This is a genomic window from Wenyingzhuangia sp. 2_MG-2023 (assembly GCF_030548295.1).
In the GTDB taxonomy this organism is placed as follows: domain Bacteria; phylum Bacteroidota; class Bacteroidia; order Flavobacteriales; family Flavobacteriaceae; genus Wenyingzhuangia.
Genome location: NZ_JAUOSB010000030.1, coordinates 1 through 19,154 on the forward strand (window position 1 = coordinate 1; position 19,154 = coordinate 19,154).

The window sequence follows — 19,154 nt, forward strand, 5'->3', positions numbered from 1 at the left end:
TGACCTGAGGTGATTTATGGCAATGAGCAATTGGTATCTAGTAGCTCGTATTTAGTATCTAGATTTTGGTTTTTAGCTGTTGGCTTTTGGCAATGGGTAATCAGTTGGTGGTTGTTCGTTGTTGGTAAAAGGATTTTGGGTAAAAAGTAGAAGGGTCTAAGAGTTAATAATGAATATTTTAGATATTAGTTTTTAATGTGGGTGATTCTTTTGATATCATATGAACTATACTCACACCAACTCTTTAATTTATTTTTGTATAGCCCTTTGTTTATAGGATCTTGATATAACATATACATGTCATTAATAACTTGTTCTATATTTAAGTCTGCCAAAGATTCATCAGTAATGATTAAATTATCGTATTGTCTGTCAAATTCTTCTAACGCCATTAAGTTTTCTTTATCATAAATTCTTAGTAAAAATTCTTCTTCCGCTTCACAAAATAAGAGTTCAATCATATTTGGTAAGCGTATATTTTGGGATTCTGTTAAAACATCATTAATTGAACTTAATGGTTTTTCTGGACTTATGATTGTTGAAGCTCCAATTAAATATGGAATTGTTAGGCCATTGTGGTACTCATCATTCTCGTAGAATGATTTTAGGACCTGGAACCAAATCGGAAGATTAGTATTCATAGCTATTTAATCATTTAAAACCCTCTCAATTTTAATTACTTTTTCACCCTTACACTTCGGTCTTCCACAGATATTGATTGTATAACAATTCCCATTAAATTTATAATCTATTTCTCCAGACACCAAAACACCTATTACCTTATTGGTTTTAAAGTCTAATACCGGTGACCCTGAATTCCCTTGAAAACTATCTAATGAAGTATAAAAGTAATAAGGATGTTTGTTCTCCAAAACACTTGCATTTAATAAAATCTTTTTAGGTAAACCAGAGGGATGACCAATACTATATACTTGTGTACCTTTTTTAAGAATTCTATCCTCACTAATTTTTAAACTAGGCCTTTGTACTTCTTTTTTAGTAGTAAAGACAGCCATATCTAATTCCGTTTTCTTTTTTAAAATTTTATCAGGGTAATAAATGTTTTCTTTTTTTATTAATGGATTGATGACACCATTTTCTGAACTCATAAAAAAATCAAATACAATGGCATAATGCTCTATGTTTTTATCAAATACATGATTTGCGGTTATCATCCGATTCTTATCAATTAAAAACGCAGTCCCCACTCCTACAACAGGTTGATTTTGAAAAGGAACACTAGCACAGAGATTGTATAAACTACCAAGAGTATTGTTGATATTTAACTGGTAGTAGTCTTTTGATACTTTAGATAACATTTTTTTATCTACCACTATACCCACAGACATTTGAGCTATATGAATGTTATTTTGCCATAAAGAATCTTTATTCAATTGAAAAATTTCAATTCTACTATCGTATTGTGAAGGCCCTCTTAGAGTATGATTATGGCTAGATTCCCCAGGTTCTATACCTAATACTTTATTTTCACTATTATCAGCATAATTAGACTCAGGAGATGCACTAAATCTTTCTGAAACATCTTTAAATGCACCTTTTGGCTGACCCTTAAACTTTTTGAGATAGTCTTTCCTTTGCAACTTATCTTGCTGTATTTTATCAACATTTAAGGAATCTTTTTGTGTCAATGTGATAGTTGTTTCCTGAGCCAATACAAAATTAGACAGTAATACTATAAATATTAGAATTCTCATCTGCTTTTAGGTCTATTGTAAAGAGTGAAAAGAGGAATGTCTACAACCAAACCTGCACGAATACTATAAGCTTCTTTATTCACAAAGTCTCCATTTCCTTCATCATAACGTAATTGTGGACCATATTGAGCCCCAATGTTAAATGCAAATGGACTTTTTCTAATAGGAAAACTTAAATAAACACCTGGTGTAAAAATATTTTCAAAATTATAGTCTGAAACCGTTTTTGTATTATCCTCTCCGTCTATTCTTAATCTAAAAGGAGCCGCTACATCCATAATTGAGAGATAGACATCAACACTTTGTATCCATGTGTTTAAACTAAAAAAAGAAGCATTAATACCAACAGGAATAGAAACACCTGTTATAAATTCACCTTTTTTATTTACTTCACTATATTCTAGACCACCATAAAAACCAGGAAAAGAGTTTATTGAAACATCAAAAGCTGCATTTCTTTTTTTACGATATCCCTCTTTTGAAGTATAATTACTGAAGGCTAATTGTAAATCTTGCTTATCTTCTGCCTTGGCAACATCACCTAAGAAATATATAATTTTACGAACATTCTCATCGTCAATTTTAGCTATATCTAGAGCCAGAGTTGGTAAATTAGTAATTAATTCATCTGTTGCCTTTTTTTCTAATTCAGTAATTTTTATTTCTCCCATATTTAATTTTAATCTCTTTTTAATTTTAGCATTAAACAGTTCTTTTAGACAAGGATAATCTTCTTTATTAAATTCAGGTAGTTTTTTATTAACAATATTCAATAAACTATCAGAAAATGATTTAATTACACTTTCTGATATTGTAATTTTAAAATTATTGATACTTTCTTTAAAACTATCCTTATTTTTATCAATAGTAGTTTCTAATTTCTCAATTTCTGTAACTATTTGTTTTTTATCTACTACTTCTTTAAAATCGTATTTTTTAATTGAAAGTTTAAGAGCTTCAAGCAAGTACTTAAATTCTTCCTTACTACTTTCTTTATCTGGAAACTTAACATCATCTTTTAAAACTAAAAATGATAAATAAAGAGGTTCTATATTTTCTAATTTATCATGTATACTAAGTAGTTTATTAATAGTATATGTATCTGAAGATATTTCTTCTGGTATTTTTAAAGCTGTTAAAACTGCATTTGCATATTTTTTTTCATTTAAACTCAATACAATATCATTTGCTTGTTTAGCAGTATTTATAAAAGGCTTAATGTTATTGTAATTGTTTTTATGATTTTCGTATGTTTCTGTTGTTTGCATTTTATCAGTAATATTAATACCAACTAATACTATTTGGTCAATAAAATCAATAAAATCATTCACAAAACTATGTGTTTGCTGAGGTGTAATTTTAATTACATCATCATTATCTGCTTTTCTTATTTCTTTTATATTTTGATAAATTTTTTCAGCATTTTTAACTATAGATGTTAACTGGTTTTGAATTTGTATTGCATCAGTATTATATTCAAGTACTTTTTCAGGAGGTATTTTTGTAAATAATTCATTTATCTTAATTGGAGTTGGTTTCATACCTTCACTAGAGTAAAACTCAAGATTATAGAACTTTTTATTTTGTTCATGTAAAAAACCAAAATACAGAAGGAAAAATTCAGGTCTAGTACCATAACTTGACATAAAATCTACTGATACAAATTTTACTCCTTCTTCATTTGTTTCCGTTAAACTATGTGCCAATAAACTCATCAGTTTGATTGAGTTTGCTATATTCTTTTTTTTCTCATTTAAAGAACTACTAAACTCTATTTCCATATCACTTGTTTCTAAGGTTTCAAAATAATCAATAGGGTTTTTAGCTTTGGACAAGTCTGATACAATGTTTAATGCTAGGAATGCAAACTTTAAATCTGGATTCTTTTCTATAAGATGTTTAAATCTAGGAGACTGAGTTAAATTTGTAGCGTTTTCTAATAAATTATTTAAATCCGTTTCTACATTTTCTTTTACACGAGATGTAAAATCAGACATTTCATCAATGTTAAATTGGATGATATAGCTATATGTTTTAGGAAGCAATATTTTTATCTCATTTACAACACTGTAATAATTTGGATTTTCTAATTTTTCTTTAACATTTTCTATCACAAAATTACTTAACTCTGCTTTTACCTGTTCAACAATATGATCTTTAAGTACTTCTACAAATGTTTCAAAACCAATATTACCACTACTTAAAAAAGGCAATGATTTTTGTACGGTCTCATTTGTATTGTACTTTGAAGTAGAGTCATATTTATATGAATTGATAGCATCATATTTTGTTTTGAACTCTTCAAATACTTTCTTTAAATATTCATTATTACCAATCTTAGATTCATCAAATTGGGCTACTGTTTGAGTCTCAAGTTTAACTAATAATTCTTTTTTAAGTCTAGATATCTTTTCTATTGTATCGTTTTTACGATCATTTTCTACCACTATATTTAAAGAATTATTTAATTTTAATAATTCTTGTTTAAGTTTAGATATCTCACTTTCATTATTTTTATCTACTACCTTGGTTAAAGAAATATAGGATTTAAAAATTCCTAAGACTATTTCTTGATCTATTAATAATTCCTGAATAGAATCATCACTCTCATAACTGTAATTTTTATCTAAAAGGTTAATTAAAGTGGCAGCATCACCAGATATAGATGCTGCTTTTGTTTGTGCATTGAGAATACCCAGACAAAATAACATAGGTATCCATAAGATTTTTTTAAAGTTCATAGCATATTAGTTTAGTTATCAATAAATATAACATATACATCTTAATATGAATGACTTAAAACAAAAAAACAATCCATTCAAGTCTTTTTTAAATTATTATAAAATATATGGTCATTATTTTCAACTATATTTATGTGAATCTATCACACTTATCAACAATTTATTTGTATTCGAATGATATCATTTAACTTTGTATTATGTATGCACTTGTAGATTGTAATAATTTTTATGCTAGTTGTGAGCGAGTTTTTCGACCTCAACTCAACGGAAAGCCTATTGCTGTACTCTCTAACAACGATGGTTGTGTGATTGCACGAAGTAATGAGGTGAAGCAATTTGTACCTATGGGTGCTGTGGCTTTTAAGTATAAAGAGATTTTTAAGCAGCATGACATTCATGTGTTTTCGAGTAATTATGCTTTGTATGGTGATTTGAGTAATCGTGTGATGAATACTTTACGAACTTTTACACCAGATATTGAAATTTATTCTATAGATGAGGCTTTTTTAGAATTTAAAGGATTTGAACATTATGATTTACAAAATTATGGTGTTCAAATGAGAGAAACGGTTTTACAACATGTTGGAATTCCTGTAAGTATAGGCTTTGCACCTACCAAAGCATTGAGCAAGATAGCCAATAAAATTGCTAAGAAGTTTCCGGAAAGAACCAACGGTTCTTATATGATTGACAATGAAGAGAAACGAATTAAAGCATTGAAGTGGACAAAGATTGAAGATGTTTGGGGAATTGGGAGAAAATTTTCACAACGTTTGCAAGCTAAAAATATCATGACAGCTTATGACTTTACACAATTGGCAGATGCTTGGGTACAAAAAGAATTCTCCATTGTAGGGTTGCGTTTGAAACATGAATTGGAAGGAAAACCTAGATTGTCTTTAGATGAAGTAAAGAACAAAAAAGCAATCTCAACCACCCGTAGTTTTGACAGAGATATTAGCGATTATTTCACCTTAAAGGAACGTGTGGCTACTTTTGCATGTTCTTGTGCTGAGAAGCTAAGAAAACAAGAAAGCAATTGTACGGTGATCATGATTTTTGTTTTGACGAATTATCATAAAAAGAACCAGGCACAATACAGTAGAAATATTACGGTACAACTCCCCTATCCTACTTCATCGAGTATTACGATTAGTCAATACGCACAAAAAGCTTTGAAAGCTATCTATAAAGATGGGTATGCTTATAAAAAAGCAGGTGTGATTGTGATGGGGATTCGACCCAACAATGAAACGCAGTTGAATTTGTTTGTGAATGAGAATCCAAAGCATTCACCATTAATGAAAACTATTGATGATATCAACCATAAATTAGGAATCCATAAATTAAAAGTTGGTGGTCAAGGTTTGGGTAGAACATGGAAAATGAAACAAGAACGTTTGAGTCCTAGATTTACCACTCATTGGGATGAGGTTTTGGAGGTGGAGTGATTGGTTGGTAGTTGGTATCTAGTAGCAGGTATCTAGTATCTAGTATCTAGAAGATGATATTTTGATGAGTGTAAAAGGATTTTGGGTAGAAAGTAGAAGGATTGATTGGTGAAAAAGACCAAACTAGTTATAATAGGCATTATCTGTTCATTTTATCTTAATACTTCGACAAGCTCAGCACAAGTACAAAACGAACCAAAAAGTCAAGTACTACCCTATGAAATTACTTCGCACCATTCACGTGTTCAATTCCATGCTCTTTTGCTATCGCAACGCACTTCCATTGTTTCGTTCTTTATTTCTTGTATTGTACGAATCTAAAAATTGTAATTTTATATTATGAAAATAATTAAAGTAGCTAAAGGTTTAAGTGAGGAATTAGAAATGGTTCCTTTTAAGGTTTCTGAACAGGGAGTTTACGTGCCTTATTTTGAAGATGGTGTCCAAGCTGGGTTTCCGAGTCCTGCGGATGATTTTAAGGAACAAAGATTGAGTTTAGATGCAAGATTACTAAACAAGCCCAATAGTACCTTTATCGTTAAGGTAAAAGGGGATTCTATGTATCCAACCTTACTTGTTGGTGATTATTTAATTGTTAGAGCTGATTTGAATTTAGAGGATAATGATATTGGAATTTTATCCGTAAACAATAATGATTTTACCGTTAAAAGATTGGATAAAGCAAAAAATATACTAATTGCTGATAATGATGATTTTCCAAATATTGAAATAGATAAAGATGATGTGATACAATGTAGAGGTGTTGTAAAACACATTGTTAGGGATTTGTAGTATCTCATAAAAAACCTCTCCTAAAGTTTAGAAGAGGTAAAAAAAAATTGCTATGAAATAAGAATACTATTCTTTTCTTCTTACAAGATATTAAAAATTATGCAACTTTCAAATTGCAAATGATTCATTATTTTTTTACTTTCAGTACCTCTCTTAATCACTGATATAAAACTAATTATGTGTTTCCATAGCAAGCAAACCAAAAAAGCTAAAGAGGTTGCCAACCGATTTGAAGCAGTCATTGAAGATTTGGATAATTTTCCTGTATCTGATCATTTTGTTGGTTTTGAATATCCTAAAACACCGATTATTACCAATGAAGATATTCATTTAGTTCAGAATGTTTCTTGGGGTTTACACCCACATTGGGCACCAGATGATTGGAATAGAAATTACACTTTGAATGCAAGAATTGAAACTTTATCAGAAAAGCCTTCTTTTAAAAATATACAAGATAACAGATGTATAATTATTGTTGATGGTTTTTACGAATGGCAACATTATCACGGTCAGAAAATACAATATGAAATAGGCCATAACAATGAATTATTTGCTTTGGCTGGTTTGTTTGATGAACATGATGGCCAAAAAACGTATACCATCATCACAACTGAGGCTAAAGGTATTATGCGTGACATTCATAATACCAAATTACGTATGCCTTTTGCTTTTACTGAATTGGATAAAATGCACCAATGGTTGTTGGGAAATGAGGTTCCTAATTTTTATGATTTTTCTGCTATACAATTGGATGATAAGCAAGGGGTGTTGTTTTAGAACGGTCAAGTATAAGAAGTGATTTAGAAGTACTGACCAATCAAATTGCACTGAGCCACTTATGTTTTTTATACATTGTTGGTATTTCGTTGTTTATTCACTTGCTATCACCTCTAAATCAATCTTATAAGTTTCTAAAAGGTGGTTTTCAGTTACAGCTAATAGTTCTAATTGTTGTTCGGAAGCTCTTTCTATCGATAAACCTGGCTGAACTATATAAATTTTAAAGTCAGTTTTATAAAATCGTTTACTTTTTTCTTTTATTAGTGCTAAGTTCTCAATAGTGCCTTTTTCAAAACGGGAATTTTTCCCATTTGATACTCTCCTTGATTCCCTTTTAATCAAATGTTTAAACAATGCAAAACCACCTTTCCCCTTCCAAAACACACTTTTTTGTGCTTGTCCGCATACTTCATACAAGTCACTTATCCTAGCACCTGCATTTTCTCCATGCGAATATTTTAAATGATACAATTCAACAATTATTTTCTTAGCAATATCGTCAACTTTTACCGTAATCAAATCTGCAGCCTCTCCAGAACTATCATCATCAAAGATTATATCAAAATCCTTATTCTGTAGTACTGTAATTACTTTGTGCTGTATATTACCAGTAGCTTTTTGTTCACCTTGAGATTCCTCTCTAATATTAACACCTGTCCAATCCCATGCTATAATTTTATTACGTTCAAATGAACTTCCATCAAAAACGAAATCGACAAATTGATTTCCTTCTAGCCATGCACCATTTAAAAATCGAATAATAGGTGAGTAACTATAAAAGTATTCTGATAAGAGATGTGCAGTTGCTCCAAATTGTATAAAACAAGGATTTTCAACGTTTATAAAAGCAAAATTATCCGCATTTATTTCCAATCTATAAACTGACCTAAATCTTTCATTATAAAGAACAATGTTTATGTCCCCTTTTTCTAAAGGATTAAGTAACTCTAATTCAAATGAATCAAGAGGATAAGAAAAATCATTATGAACTATATAAACGGCTTGTTCATTCTTTTTATAAACTTCATCATTCCATTCAACCATAATTGGCATTAGTTCTGGTCGGCTATCAACTTTATGTGGATAAATTGCACCACTGAGAATCATATTTGGGTCTATAGTTTCATCAAGTAATTTGTCACCCGTATAATTACACCAATTAATCAATTCTTCGATGTTTCCATTTTTTCTAGTCCAAACTCGACCTTTGTAGGAACAACCGATAGATATTTTTTCGCCATCTTCAAACCCAACGCCAAAAATATTGGATTTTATTTTGTTTAATAATTGAACAGTGCTAAGAGCCGGTTCAATATCTTCCCCTGTATGCATGGTGAAGCTTTTTTGCTTTCCTAATTGCTCCTTTAATCCAACATTATTTATTTTTAACCTTGTGATTTTCCCTAAACTTCGATAAACATCTTCGGCATTTATCGGAGTAGCTGTTCCTAATGATACTGCCTCTGCAAGTTTTTCAAACATGCTCCCATTTGCAGAACAATTAATATAAAGTAGTTGCTGGTCTTGATTCCAATAAACAACATATAAAGTCCACTCTAATCGAAAAATATCTTTTAAGTCTCCCCATTTAACAGGAACTCTATTTCCAGTTACAATCACCAATGTTCTTTTTTCAATATTTATATCAGAATAAACTTGGTCAAAATTATCAATACCTATAATTCCTTTTTCAAAGTTATTAGGCTGCCAAGTTTCAGTATTTGTTTTGTACACAACTGTACTTAATGCTGGTCTGATATTTTGGAGTTGTATTTCATTGGGAAATTTATCAAATCCTTGCATGAATTCAAAAAGACTTTCCTGCTCTCTTGAGTTTTCATCAGAGATAACAGGTAAGATTTGATTCCAATCAGAATCTTGTGAATATAATGATTGTAATTCTTCTGTAACCTCCACATTGGCAAGATTAACTACTATAGAGGCATTACCTAGATTATTATCTCTATTTGTCCGTGTAAACCTACCCGCTAATTGTAATGTTATTGGCAAGCTTTTCTTAACATCATGAAATGCTGCAATTTTCAATTCAGGCATATCAAAACCTTCACCAAACATATCAACACATATTATAATGCGAGTTTCATAATTTAAGATTTTACGAATAGCTTCTTTCTGTTCTTCATTTTTTAATCCTGTATGTGCTTGAATAGGATTTAAATCCTCATATTCTTTGTAGATTTCGTACACTTCATTAGCACGAGAAGTAGAATTCACTCTCGCCATAAGAATGTGGTTATAGTCATTTGCTAAATCTGCTCTTAATATTTCAACTGCTTTTTCTGCTATTGACCTATCGTAGTCAAAGGAGTTAAACTCGTATATTGGGTAATAATCGATTTTCTTAAAATACCCCTCTTCTTGTGCTTTATTCAGTGGGTAATTGAATATAATCTTTCCTCCAATTGATTTATCGTCATTTCTGAATGGTGTAGCAGTAAATTGTAATATATGCTTCTCTTTAAAAGTTTCAATGAACTTCCTCCATGTTTTTGCTGCAATGTGATGTGCTTCATCAATAAATAAATGAGAACAGTAGTCTGAAATTCTTGTTTGGATTTGAGGGGTAATTTGACCTACAACACTCATAGTCGTAATAATCACATTACAATTTTCAAAGAAATCATTGACCTCCTGTTCTGTTTTAGGTCGGTGCTTCAGAATTCCAACTCTAGGATAAAGGATATCTTCATTTACTATGCCTAAATGTTTCAATAAACCTAAAGTTATAAACTTCTTAGCTAGTTGAGAGCGTAATGCTTCTGACGGCACAACGATAAGTATTCTATCACAATTTGCAGTAATCAGTAAGGAAATCATTGTCTCCGTTTTACCTGTTCCAGTAGGCATTACAATTGTCGCAGGTTCTGAACCAATCTGCCAATGTGCTAGAGTTGCATATATACCACCAATTTGAGGAGAACGAAGACCTTCAATTCCTTCTTCTAAATTTTCTTGCTTAAATGAGAATGCTCCATTAAAAGATTCTTTTACTTCGTTAAATGTATTTGGTTCTGCAAAATCGGGGTGCCTTATCCAAATGTAATTACTGAAATCACCTTCATTAATATTATCAAAGTCTTTTGCTTGTAGGACATAATCAAAACGGTCATTTGCAGACCAATTCTTTCTTGAAGCAACTAATATTTCTCTACCTCCATTTTCTGTCAACAGATAGCCATTTACTCTATTATAAGTATATTCTTGAAGTGTTCCGTCTATTTTCTTCTTGTCAAATCCTAATTGATAAACAAAGTCTTTACCAATCTTTTCTTTTAAATTAAAATGGCTAGGTAGGATTACTCTCATGATTTATCAATTTAAGTTTATGTTATGCAGAATGTTTCTTACAATGAATACCAACTTGTTATGTAAAAACTAAAAGTAATGATTAATATCAAATTTTAAAGTTTATCATTACCTTATATCCACACAATTTTTATCAAAAGCCATTAAATTAAATAATTGTCGCATTGGGGAGCGAACTCTAACACCATAGCGTTCTCCCAATTCTTCTGCGTTGAGGTTGCCAGACGAAAAAGGTTTAGTTTTTTTGCTTTTCTAATTTTATTGTGTTTTTACATTTAGGGTAATTTGTGCAACCTAAAAAACTACTATACTTTCCGGTTCTTTTTATCATAAAACCACTTTCACAACTTGGACAAATTATTGTGTTTGTTAGAATTTCAATATTTTTAAAAGTTTGATTACAAACAGGGTAATGTGTACAGCCTAAAAATTGATTGTTATTGTATGAACTTTTCCTAACTACAAGGTTTCCTGTTTGGCAATATGGACAATTTGTTTTACTTAGAATGTGGTTGTTTGTGGTAAGTAAATAATCATTGTCTGAAATTAATTCTTCTGCAAATAAAGAGACATCCACTGGAACAAGTAATACTACTTCATTTTTAGTTCTAGTTAATGCCACATAAAATAATCTTCTTTCTTCAGCATAACGAAATGATTCATTATCACTAAGTAGTAACGATAATACAGGATCATCAGTCATTTTATTCGGAAAACCTAGTAAGTCATTTTTAAGATTTAAGATAATCACATTATCAGCTTCTAAACCTTTAGATTTATGGACTGTAATGTATTTTATATCAATATTTTCGAAACCTTTTACTTCTAATTTATTAGTACGTTCGTAATATTTTATTTTAGAATTTGGTTTTAGTTTTATAAATTCATTTATGTCAAAGCGATGTCTACCTAAAACCAAAATTGACTTGTTACCGTATTTATTTACAATACTTTGGACTTCATCTATAAAAATATCTTCTGCATTGGTTTGTGAATATGAAGCAAATTTAATTGGATTTTCTAACGGTTCTTTTTTTGATATAGGGTATTTACTTATTTGCTTTCTGTTTTTTTGAATGTATTTGGAAGTTATGTCAATTAACGATTGTGAATTTCGATAGGTTTGTTCAATAAATAATTGCTCATTTTTACCAACATATTTATCAAAATTGCTAAACAAAGAAATATCGCTCCCTGCAAAACGATAAATAGATTGCCAATCATCACCTACACAAATTAATCTTGCTCCAGAAATGTTTCTAATTTCTTTCACTAGATTGAATCGAGCATAAGATATATCTTGATATTCATCGATTATTATATAATCATAATTATAGTTTGGCTTATTTATTTTTATGATATCTGTTGCCTGATTTATCATATCATTGAAATCAATTTCATCTTTTGATTTAAGGATTTCGTCATATTTTTTTAGAATTGGAAGCGCAAACTTTAAAAAGGTTTCTTGCCTTTGCTGCATAAATTCATTTTGATTTTTAGCTTTATCTGAGAACAATGAAATTAAAGAAGGATAATTCAATTGTCTTGACTTGCTTAAATTGATAAAGGATCCTATTAAATTTAATAGTTCCTTTCCAAAGCTTTGATTATTATCATTTACTTTTGTGTAGATACTTTTTACATCACGAGGTTTGAAATCTACATCTACTTCTAATAACATTTCGTGTAATTTGTCAAGCAGTATATTTTCTCTATTGTAATATGAATATGTTTCTAAAAGTTTGGTATTGTGTATTAAATGAGTATTTCTTTTTAGCTCCATTTCTTCCACATATTTTTGCTCATTAATTGGAGAAAGCCATTTTGCTCTATTATTTTCATCAACACCAAAATGCTCTAAATATATGTCGTAATCCGTTAAATAAAAGTCTGGACGATACACCCCATTTCCAAATGGGTATTGTTTTTCATATTCGTATTCAACACCATTTAAAAACAAAAAGTTTGCAATTGCTAGTTCTTCTAAACTTTTCACTTTTTCACCCTGTATAGTATCGTGAGACCCTTTTTCTACAATGTTTAGTCCTTCCGTTTCACACTTCGACCTTAAGGTTATAAAATCAATTCCTTTTTCATTGTCTAATTTTTCACCTAAAGAATCAAAACTATCATTTTCTTCAGGGATATTCATATAGCAAGCAACATAAACAATGTATGCTTCTAAAGCTTCAGCATCATTAAAGATTTCATTACTTAAATATTCTTTGACAATGTTGTATAGTGTATTTTCATTGGTTATTGCAGGTATCGTTAACAAATGACTTTTTAAGGTATCGTACCCTAGTTTATGAAAAGTTGTAGCTTTTACCTTTAATCCCAATATTTTTAGTCGTTGATTTAATTCATCGACCGTTTTTCGGGTAAACGATAAAAGCAAAATATTTTCAGGTTTGATATTTTTTATTTCTAACAAATACTTAACCTTTCCAATGATTGTTAAAGTTTTTCCAGAACCTGCACCGGCTATAATTAAGTTAGAATATTCATCTGTGATTACTGCGTTTCTTTGTTGAACGTCTAATTTCTTACCTTCAATATCATCAAAATAATGTTTCAATTTCACTTTTTGATTCTGAACGTAATCATAGTTGTAGTCTTTAACGTAATTGTCAAAATCCTGATAAATATTGTTAAACTTTGAGACTTTTTCTTCTTTCTTGTAGTAGTTGGATTTTCCTTTAAAGTATTTACCAATAGCAGAAAATTTTGTTTTTATTTTTTCACGCTGTACCCAAGTAATATAATCGTCAAAATTATTAATGATATCGAAAAATGAAGTGATTTCTGATAGATTAGATATGTATTTTTTGTTCTGATATTTTTTCTTTTCTAAAACCTGATATATAACAACTATTAAACTTGTTATTACTCCAAAAAAGATAAGTAGATTCCACATTAATTTTAATGATTATTTTTAGATTGGTTAAGCAACCTCGATATTTATCTAGATAAAAATAATTATTTCTATCAAATATCAGGAAATACGATTACCTTTTATCTTTACAATCCTTATCAAAAGCCACTAAATTAAATAATTGTCTCATTCTGGAACGAACTCTGGAACCGTAACGATCATCAATTTCTTCTGCGTTGAGGTTGGTGGGGCAAAATTATAGTATAGGATAAAATGTATTTAAGATAATCAGGTTGATGATTTTAGTGATATTCAGCTAGTTGGTAATCATTGTGAGTTCTTTTGAGGAATTAATCAACAATCTCATATGCTTTGTAAGTACATAACTTCCAAAAGCATTTATAACCAAACCTTTTCCATTTTAAATTTGATAATTTATTAATACCGGTCTCTTTATTCCAAGACTCATCATAATAACCTTCTGAAGCATAAACAGCATGATATGTATTGTAAACAACTAAATGTTTTAATTTTTTGGTACGAGCTGTTTTACTTTTAACTCTTTTAAAATTAACACCTAATAGTTTGTACGCGTATTTTGTTTCATAACCACTATTTAAATTTGTTATTGCTGCATCATATGTATCTATCTTCTTATCTATTTTATTCTTCATGCACATTACAGCAAAACAGAATTCTGAAAACTCTTTAAATTTTAAAGAAAAATCAGTAGAATCTTTAAGTACAAAACCTGCTCTTTCTTTAGCTTTTGATAACTGATTTTCAGTAATCGATAACTTTATATTATTTTTTAATACAACATTATAAATCGTATCTTTTTTTTCAATTGAATTAAAAATATTTTTAAAACCATACTTAGAGAAACAAGCTTTTATCAAAGCAATAGAAACACAATTACCCCCTTCTGCAATATTACTTTGCTTGTATGCATTAAAAATTGATGTATCAATTTCTTGACTAAAACAAAAACTTGATATAAAAATCATTATTATAAATAGTATCTTTTTCATTATTTTTTATTTTGTTAAAGTTTAAATTTTTCACCCCATAAAGATTCATACTTTAGTATGAAACAGAATAAATGACAATTATTTAATTATTAACAGGTAAAAAGTAAACATCATCTCTTATCCCTACAATCCTTATCAAAAGCCACTAAATTAAATAATTGTCTCATTCTGGAACGAACTCTGGAACCGTAACGATCATCAATTTCTTCTGCGTTGAGGTTGGTGGTGGCAAAGGTTAATTTTTTGCTTTGAATAAATAAATCATGCCTGGAGAGTAAAACCTCTCCCATGACATTGCAGTCTTGTCCAAAGTGTTTTCCATCGGGTTCCACACCTAAATCATCAAAGCAATAGGAACTTGTAGAACCATACAGTTCAATGATTGGAAATCCTTTTCCATTAAATTGAAATGTAACATACCTACTCGGTACCACTTGAAAACTATTTGTTGATGGAGTAATGTGTTTTAATAATTTCATCCAACTTGTTTTTCCACAACCTACGGGACCAGAAAGTAAAATTCCTTTGTTTGGATCTAGTCCGTACTTTTCACAGTTTTTGTAATCTCTGATAAAATACAAGCAAAGCTTGTAGAGTAAAAATAGGTCATCTTCGTAGATTTTGAAGTTTTTACCAAAGGTTAATCTTCCTTTGTAGTTGAGGTAAGCTACGATTTTATCAAAATCGTAGTGGATGATGTTGTTTTCGATAGTGCCTAATTCGAATAGGGTTTCTTTTTCGTGTATGATGTGTGAATGCATGAGATTTGTGTTTCTTCTTTTTCTATTATTTTTCACATTTAACTTCTTCTGTTCTTTTGCCTTGATGCCAAAGAACCAAAAGATCAAGACTTCAAGAACATTGTTAAAATTCTTGCCTCAACCTCTAAAACAAATGAACTCGTATTTTCTGAAACAAGTTCAGAACCTACTCAGACACCATTTGTTTTCAAGAGTTTTTTGGCTGAATTTTTAAACAATAACCTTGTCTGTCGGTTTTCTAATCATTGGATTCAAAAATCGGTCGGAATAAACATTTTTTTTCCTTCTCGACTTACTTCGACTCCGCTCAGTAACCAATCCTCGATGACCGTTAAAGTGGTTGGTTATAATCTTTGTCATTTTCAACTTTTAAAAAATCAGAATTTTGATTTTGCTGTTTATATTGTTTACTATGTTTATTATTGTTTATATAAGGCCCCGATACTTGTCCCACTTTTGGTACGGTAGTTGTCCCACTATTGGTACTGTATCGGTTCACTACTTGTACACTACTTGTCCCAAAATCGTACATGTGAATTTTACTACCGATATGAGGGTTGTGAGAAGGTTTGTAAATGATGTATTTCCACTCTGATAAATCACGCAAACATTTGTGATACGTTCCTTTAGAACCTATCCTAGACATTTGCATTATTTCATTCCTATTGATAAAAAACTCCGATGAAAACCTAGCTTTGTTCCATTGATAGAACAAAGCCATGTACATGCTTACATGTGTGGTATTCATTTTGGTGTCGGATTGGATTTTAACAAAGAATTGATTGAGGTGTGATATGTAATTGATATCAGGCATTCTCTTAGTGTTGAACCTTGTTATTATCGAGTGTGTGTTGAATTTCTTCTGCATCGTAATAGATAATTCCTCCCATTTTGGTATAAGGTATCGTTCCGTTGATTCGAAGTGTCTGAAGAGTTCCAGGGCTTACTTTAAGCCACTCCATCACCTCAGCAGATTTTAAGTATTTTTTAGGTGTCCTTTTAGGCTGACTCTCTAGGAGTTCTTTTAATTCTTCTAACAATTCTAATTTGAATTCTCTTAAATCATCTGTGGTAATAATTGCTGTTGGCATACGTTACAGTTTTTTTAGTTAACAAATAGTTCGATTTGACTTTCGTTTTCCAAAATTGCAACGCTTTGATGGATTTTATTCGGTAGTTTTTTGACCTTACGTGTTTTTTAACCAAAAAAAATAACCAACTAACAATCAGCACATTAACAAAAAACACAGATTTTTAATTATAAAAAAAATATTAAAATAGTAAAAAACGTAAGGTCAAAAAACTTACGTTTTTTACATTTCGTCTAATTCAACCTTTTTATTAAGGTTTAACACCAGTTTATTAAGGAATTTGGCAGGATCATTGGATCTGTTTTTAATGTCTGCATAGGTTTTGTAATAATTGCCCAAATCTACACTGAATAGCTGTCCAAAAATTTCTGTCAATTGCTTTATTTGGGAATCACCTCCGTTAATAGATCCCGTTACTTTGAGAGCATAAATAAGCTCTATCAAATCTGTTTTGGAGGAAGTCCAAATAAGAGGAGTGGTGGATAAATTGTTTGTTGAAGTATCAAACATTCCGTCTTCTAAACTAGCTAAGTAGTTTAATTCGTTTTTATAAAAATTTGTAATCAAATTGTAAGTAACAACCTCAAATGCTAAAAGATCATGAGAAGTAGATACCTCTGGATCACTATCAATAAATTCATTTGAGGAGAACAATTGTAACTGTTCTGGATTTCGAATAAAGTATTTATCATCATAGATGGTATCACCCCGCTTCATATACCGATAAAACATTAGGTTTTTCTTTTTTTTAGTTTCAAAATCCCTTAGTTCTTTTTGAATGTGTTTTTGATTTTTTTCTAACGAGACAAATGGTTTTTCAAGAAGATAGTTCAATTTATTTTTAAAGAAATTTAGCTCACCACATACTTTAGGTTTGATAAATTTGAAAAAATAAATCTCATCTTCTATTTTGTTAAATTCCTTTTTCCTTACATTATTTCTTAATTGATGTAAGGATTTTTTTGCAACAGAAATTTTTTGTTTTAATAAATCATATTGATTAAAGTTAGAATTGTTAATTTTTTTTAGTTCTTTTTCATAGTTACTCATTAATAGATTAATCTCCTCCATATTAAGCAATTGTTATTTTTTTGACAACAAATTAAACTAAATAAGTATAATTTACAACAAATGTTATACGGCATTTTTATGATCTTTACTTTTTTTTGTGAATTTATCTCGCAACAACTGCATGTCTTCACTTACTTTTTTGTCTACAATTTTAGCGTATATCTGAGTCGTTGTAAGCTTGGTATGGCCTAGCATTTTTGATACAGTTTCTAATGGAATACCATTAGACAAAGTAACAGTAGTTGCAAAAGTGTGACGAGCCATGTGAAAGGTTAAATTCTTGGTAATTCCGCAGACATCTGCTATTTCTTTTAAGTAACTATTTACCTTTTGATTTGAGATGGTTGGGAAGATTTTATCTGAATTCAAAACACGTAAGTTTTGGTTATATAAATTTATCAACTTTTCTGCAGGTTCTAACAAAGGAACTTTTACAGAAGTTCCTGTTTTTTGTCTTTTGGTCATAATCCAATTCCCTCCATCAATTCCTTTTACAATATTATTCGGAGATAAATTTCTGATATCGATGTATGATAAACCTGTATAACAACTAAATAAAAACAGGTTTTTGACAAGTTGTAACCTTGGAATATTTGAATGGTAGTTTTGAATTTTTTCTAATTCAGTTTCTGATAAATATTCTCTTTGCTTTTTTTCTAAGGTGGGGGAAAAACGTACAAAAGGATCCTTGTTTATCCATTCCATTTCAACTGACATTTTAACCATTTTACGCAATCTTTGGATATGTTTCATGACTGTGTTGTTCTGAATAGAAGACTGACCGTTTGTAGGTTGATAATTGCGCAAATAAGATTCAAATCCTAACAAAAATTGATAGTCCAATTCTTTAAGGTATAAATCGGTAGTTTTTAGCTGTTCATTTATATAAGAAAATAGATATTTTTGAGAAGTCTTGTAACTACGTAAAGTGTCTTTATGGATTTTTTTCTCTACAAACTGATTGTGATAAGTCACTAAACCCTGTAAAGTTTTATGTTTTTGGTCAGTACCTAGATATCTAGATTTTAAAATTTTTGAAGTGATTAGCTTTTCTTCGTATTCTAAATCTTGATAACATTTAAAAATATCTGAAATTACTTTATCTAAAGACTGGTTAAATATTCGTGCTTCTTGTGAATTTCCTTTCATTCGAGATTTTGAACTATCCCATTTAGAAACAAGAATTTTCTTTTTTAGACTAAAATTAGCTCTTTTAGAGTTAATTGTAATTCGAACATACAAGTCTGCATGTCCAGGTTCTACATTTTGGGTATACAACCAAAATAAAATTGAATAGGTTTTTGATGATTTCATAGGTTCGTCTTTTGTGGTTAAACATTAGAGCGAGAGTCAAATCAACTATTAGTCATCAAAGATTGGTTCGAGGTTAGTAAATTAAGATTGTTTTTTTATACTAACCGAAACACTAACCTAATATATGAAATATTGGATCAAGCCCAAAAGTTGTGTGTGAATTAGGATAGCATTAATTTAGGAGTTTTTAAACTGACTTATATTG

General features: G+C 30.0%; 14 protein-coding genes and 1 pseudogene. 3 read left to right on the top strand and 12 right to left on the bottom strand.

Going from position 1 to position 19,154, the window contains the following annotated elements:
• Positions 1–185 precede the first annotated feature (185 nt).
• Genes Q4548_RS15920 through Q4548_RS15930 form a run of 3 tightly spaced genes read right to left on the bottom strand, consistent with a single transcriptional unit; the run spans position 186 to position 4,456 of the window.
• Entirely contained in the window at positions 186–641 is a 456-nt protein-coding gene (locus tag Q4548_RS15920) for a hypothetical protein (RefSeq protein WP_303456807.1), read from the bottom strand.
• Positions 642–647: 6 nt separating this feature from the next.
• Positions 648–1,715 (bottom strand): serine protease, encoded by a 1,068-nt coding sequence (locus Q4548_RS15925; protein ID WP_303456809.1) that lies wholly within the window; start codon positions 1,713–1,715, stop codon positions 648–650.
• A complete protein-coding gene (locus Q4548_RS15930) occupies positions 1,712–4,456 on the bottom strand; it encodes a hypothetical protein (RefSeq protein WP_303456811.1) in 2,745 nt (914 codons plus the stop codon). Before Q4548_RS15930 ends, Q4548_RS15925 begins: the two co-directional genes overlap by 4 nt.
• A 197-nt stretch (positions 4,457–4,653) precedes the next feature.
• On the opposite strand from Q4548_RS15930, the gene Q4548_RS15935 reads away from it, so the two are divergent.
• From Q4548_RS15935 to Q4548_RS15945, 3 genes are all read left to right on the top strand, one after another.
• The gene (locus Q4548_RS15935; RefSeq protein WP_303456813.1) at positions 4,654–5,907 is read left to right on the top strand and encodes a Y-family DNA polymerase; all 1,254 of its coding nucleotides are present in this window, start codon (positions 4,654–4,656) and stop codon (positions 5,905–5,907) included.
• Positions 5,908–6,246: 339 nt separating this feature from the next.
• Positions 6,247–6,699 (top strand): LexA family transcriptional regulator, encoded by a 453-nt coding sequence (locus Q4548_RS15940; protein WP_303456815.1) that lies wholly within the window; start codon positions 6,247–6,249, stop codon positions 6,697–6,699.
• A gap of 177 nt (positions 6,700–6,876) precedes the next feature.
• Positions 6,877–7,476 (top strand): SOS response-associated peptidase, encoded by a 600-nt coding sequence (locus tag Q4548_RS15945; protein ID WP_303456817.1) that lies wholly within the window; start codon positions 6,877–6,879, stop codon positions 7,474–7,476.
• Positions 7,477–7,569: 93 nt separating this feature from the next.
• Here Q4548_RS15945 and Q4548_RS15950 read toward each other — a convergent pair whose 3' ends face one another.
• From Q4548_RS15950 to Q4548_RS15995, 9 genes and pseudogenes are all read right to left on the bottom strand, one after another.
• A complete protein-coding gene (locus tag Q4548_RS15950; protein ID WP_303456820.1) occupies positions 7,570–10,806 on the bottom strand; it encodes a DEAD/DEAH box helicase in 3,237 nt (1,078 codons plus the stop codon).
• A 235-nt stretch (positions 10,807–11,041) separates the two neighbouring features.
• Positions 11,042–13,723 carry a UvrD-helicase domain-containing protein gene (locus Q4548_RS15960; protein WP_303456824.1) on the bottom strand — a complete coding sequence of 894 codons (2,682 nt, stop codon included), beginning with the start codon at positions 13,721–13,723 and terminating at the stop codon, positions 11,042–11,044.
• Positions 13,724–13,814: 91 nt separating this feature from the next.
• Positions 13,815–13,928 (bottom strand): annotated as a pseudogene (locus Q4548_RS15965) (ATPase); the annotation flags it as partial.
• Positions 13,929–14,031: 103 nt separating this feature from the next.
• Entirely contained in the window at positions 14,032–14,712 is a 681-nt protein-coding gene (locus tag Q4548_RS15970; protein ID WP_303456827.1) for a hypothetical protein, read from the bottom strand.
• A 110-nt stretch (positions 14,713–14,822) separates the two neighbouring features.
• Positions 14,823–15,473 (bottom strand): ATPase, encoded by a 651-nt coding sequence (locus Q4548_RS15975; protein WP_303456830.1) that lies wholly within the window; start codon positions 15,471–15,473, stop codon positions 14,823–14,825.
• A gap of 331 nt (positions 15,474–15,804) precedes the next feature.
• Positions 15,805–16,221, bottom strand: a complete 417-nt coding sequence (locus Q4548_RS15980) for a hypothetical protein (RefSeq protein WP_303456833.1) — start codon at positions 16,219–16,221, stop codon at positions 15,805–15,807.
• Between the two features lie 70 nt (positions 16,222–16,291).
• Positions 16,292–16,564, bottom strand: a complete 273-nt coding sequence (locus Q4548_RS15985) for a helix-turn-helix domain-containing protein (protein WP_303456836.1) — start codon at positions 16,562–16,564, stop codon at positions 16,292–16,294.
• A 222-nt stretch (positions 16,565–16,786) separates the two neighbouring features.
• Positions 16,787–17,635 carry an RteC domain-containing protein gene (locus Q4548_RS15990; RefSeq protein WP_303456839.1) on the bottom strand — a complete coding sequence of 283 codons (849 nt, stop codon included), beginning with the start codon at positions 17,633–17,635 and terminating at the stop codon, positions 16,787–16,789.
• 63 nt (positions 17,636–17,698) lie between these two features.
• Positions 17,699–18,949, bottom strand: coding sequence for a site-specific integrase (locus Q4548_RS15995; protein ID WP_303456841.1), 1,251 nt, complete (start codon positions 18,947–18,949; stop codon positions 17,699–17,701).
• Between the last annotated feature and the right edge of the window lie 205 nt (positions 18,950–19,154).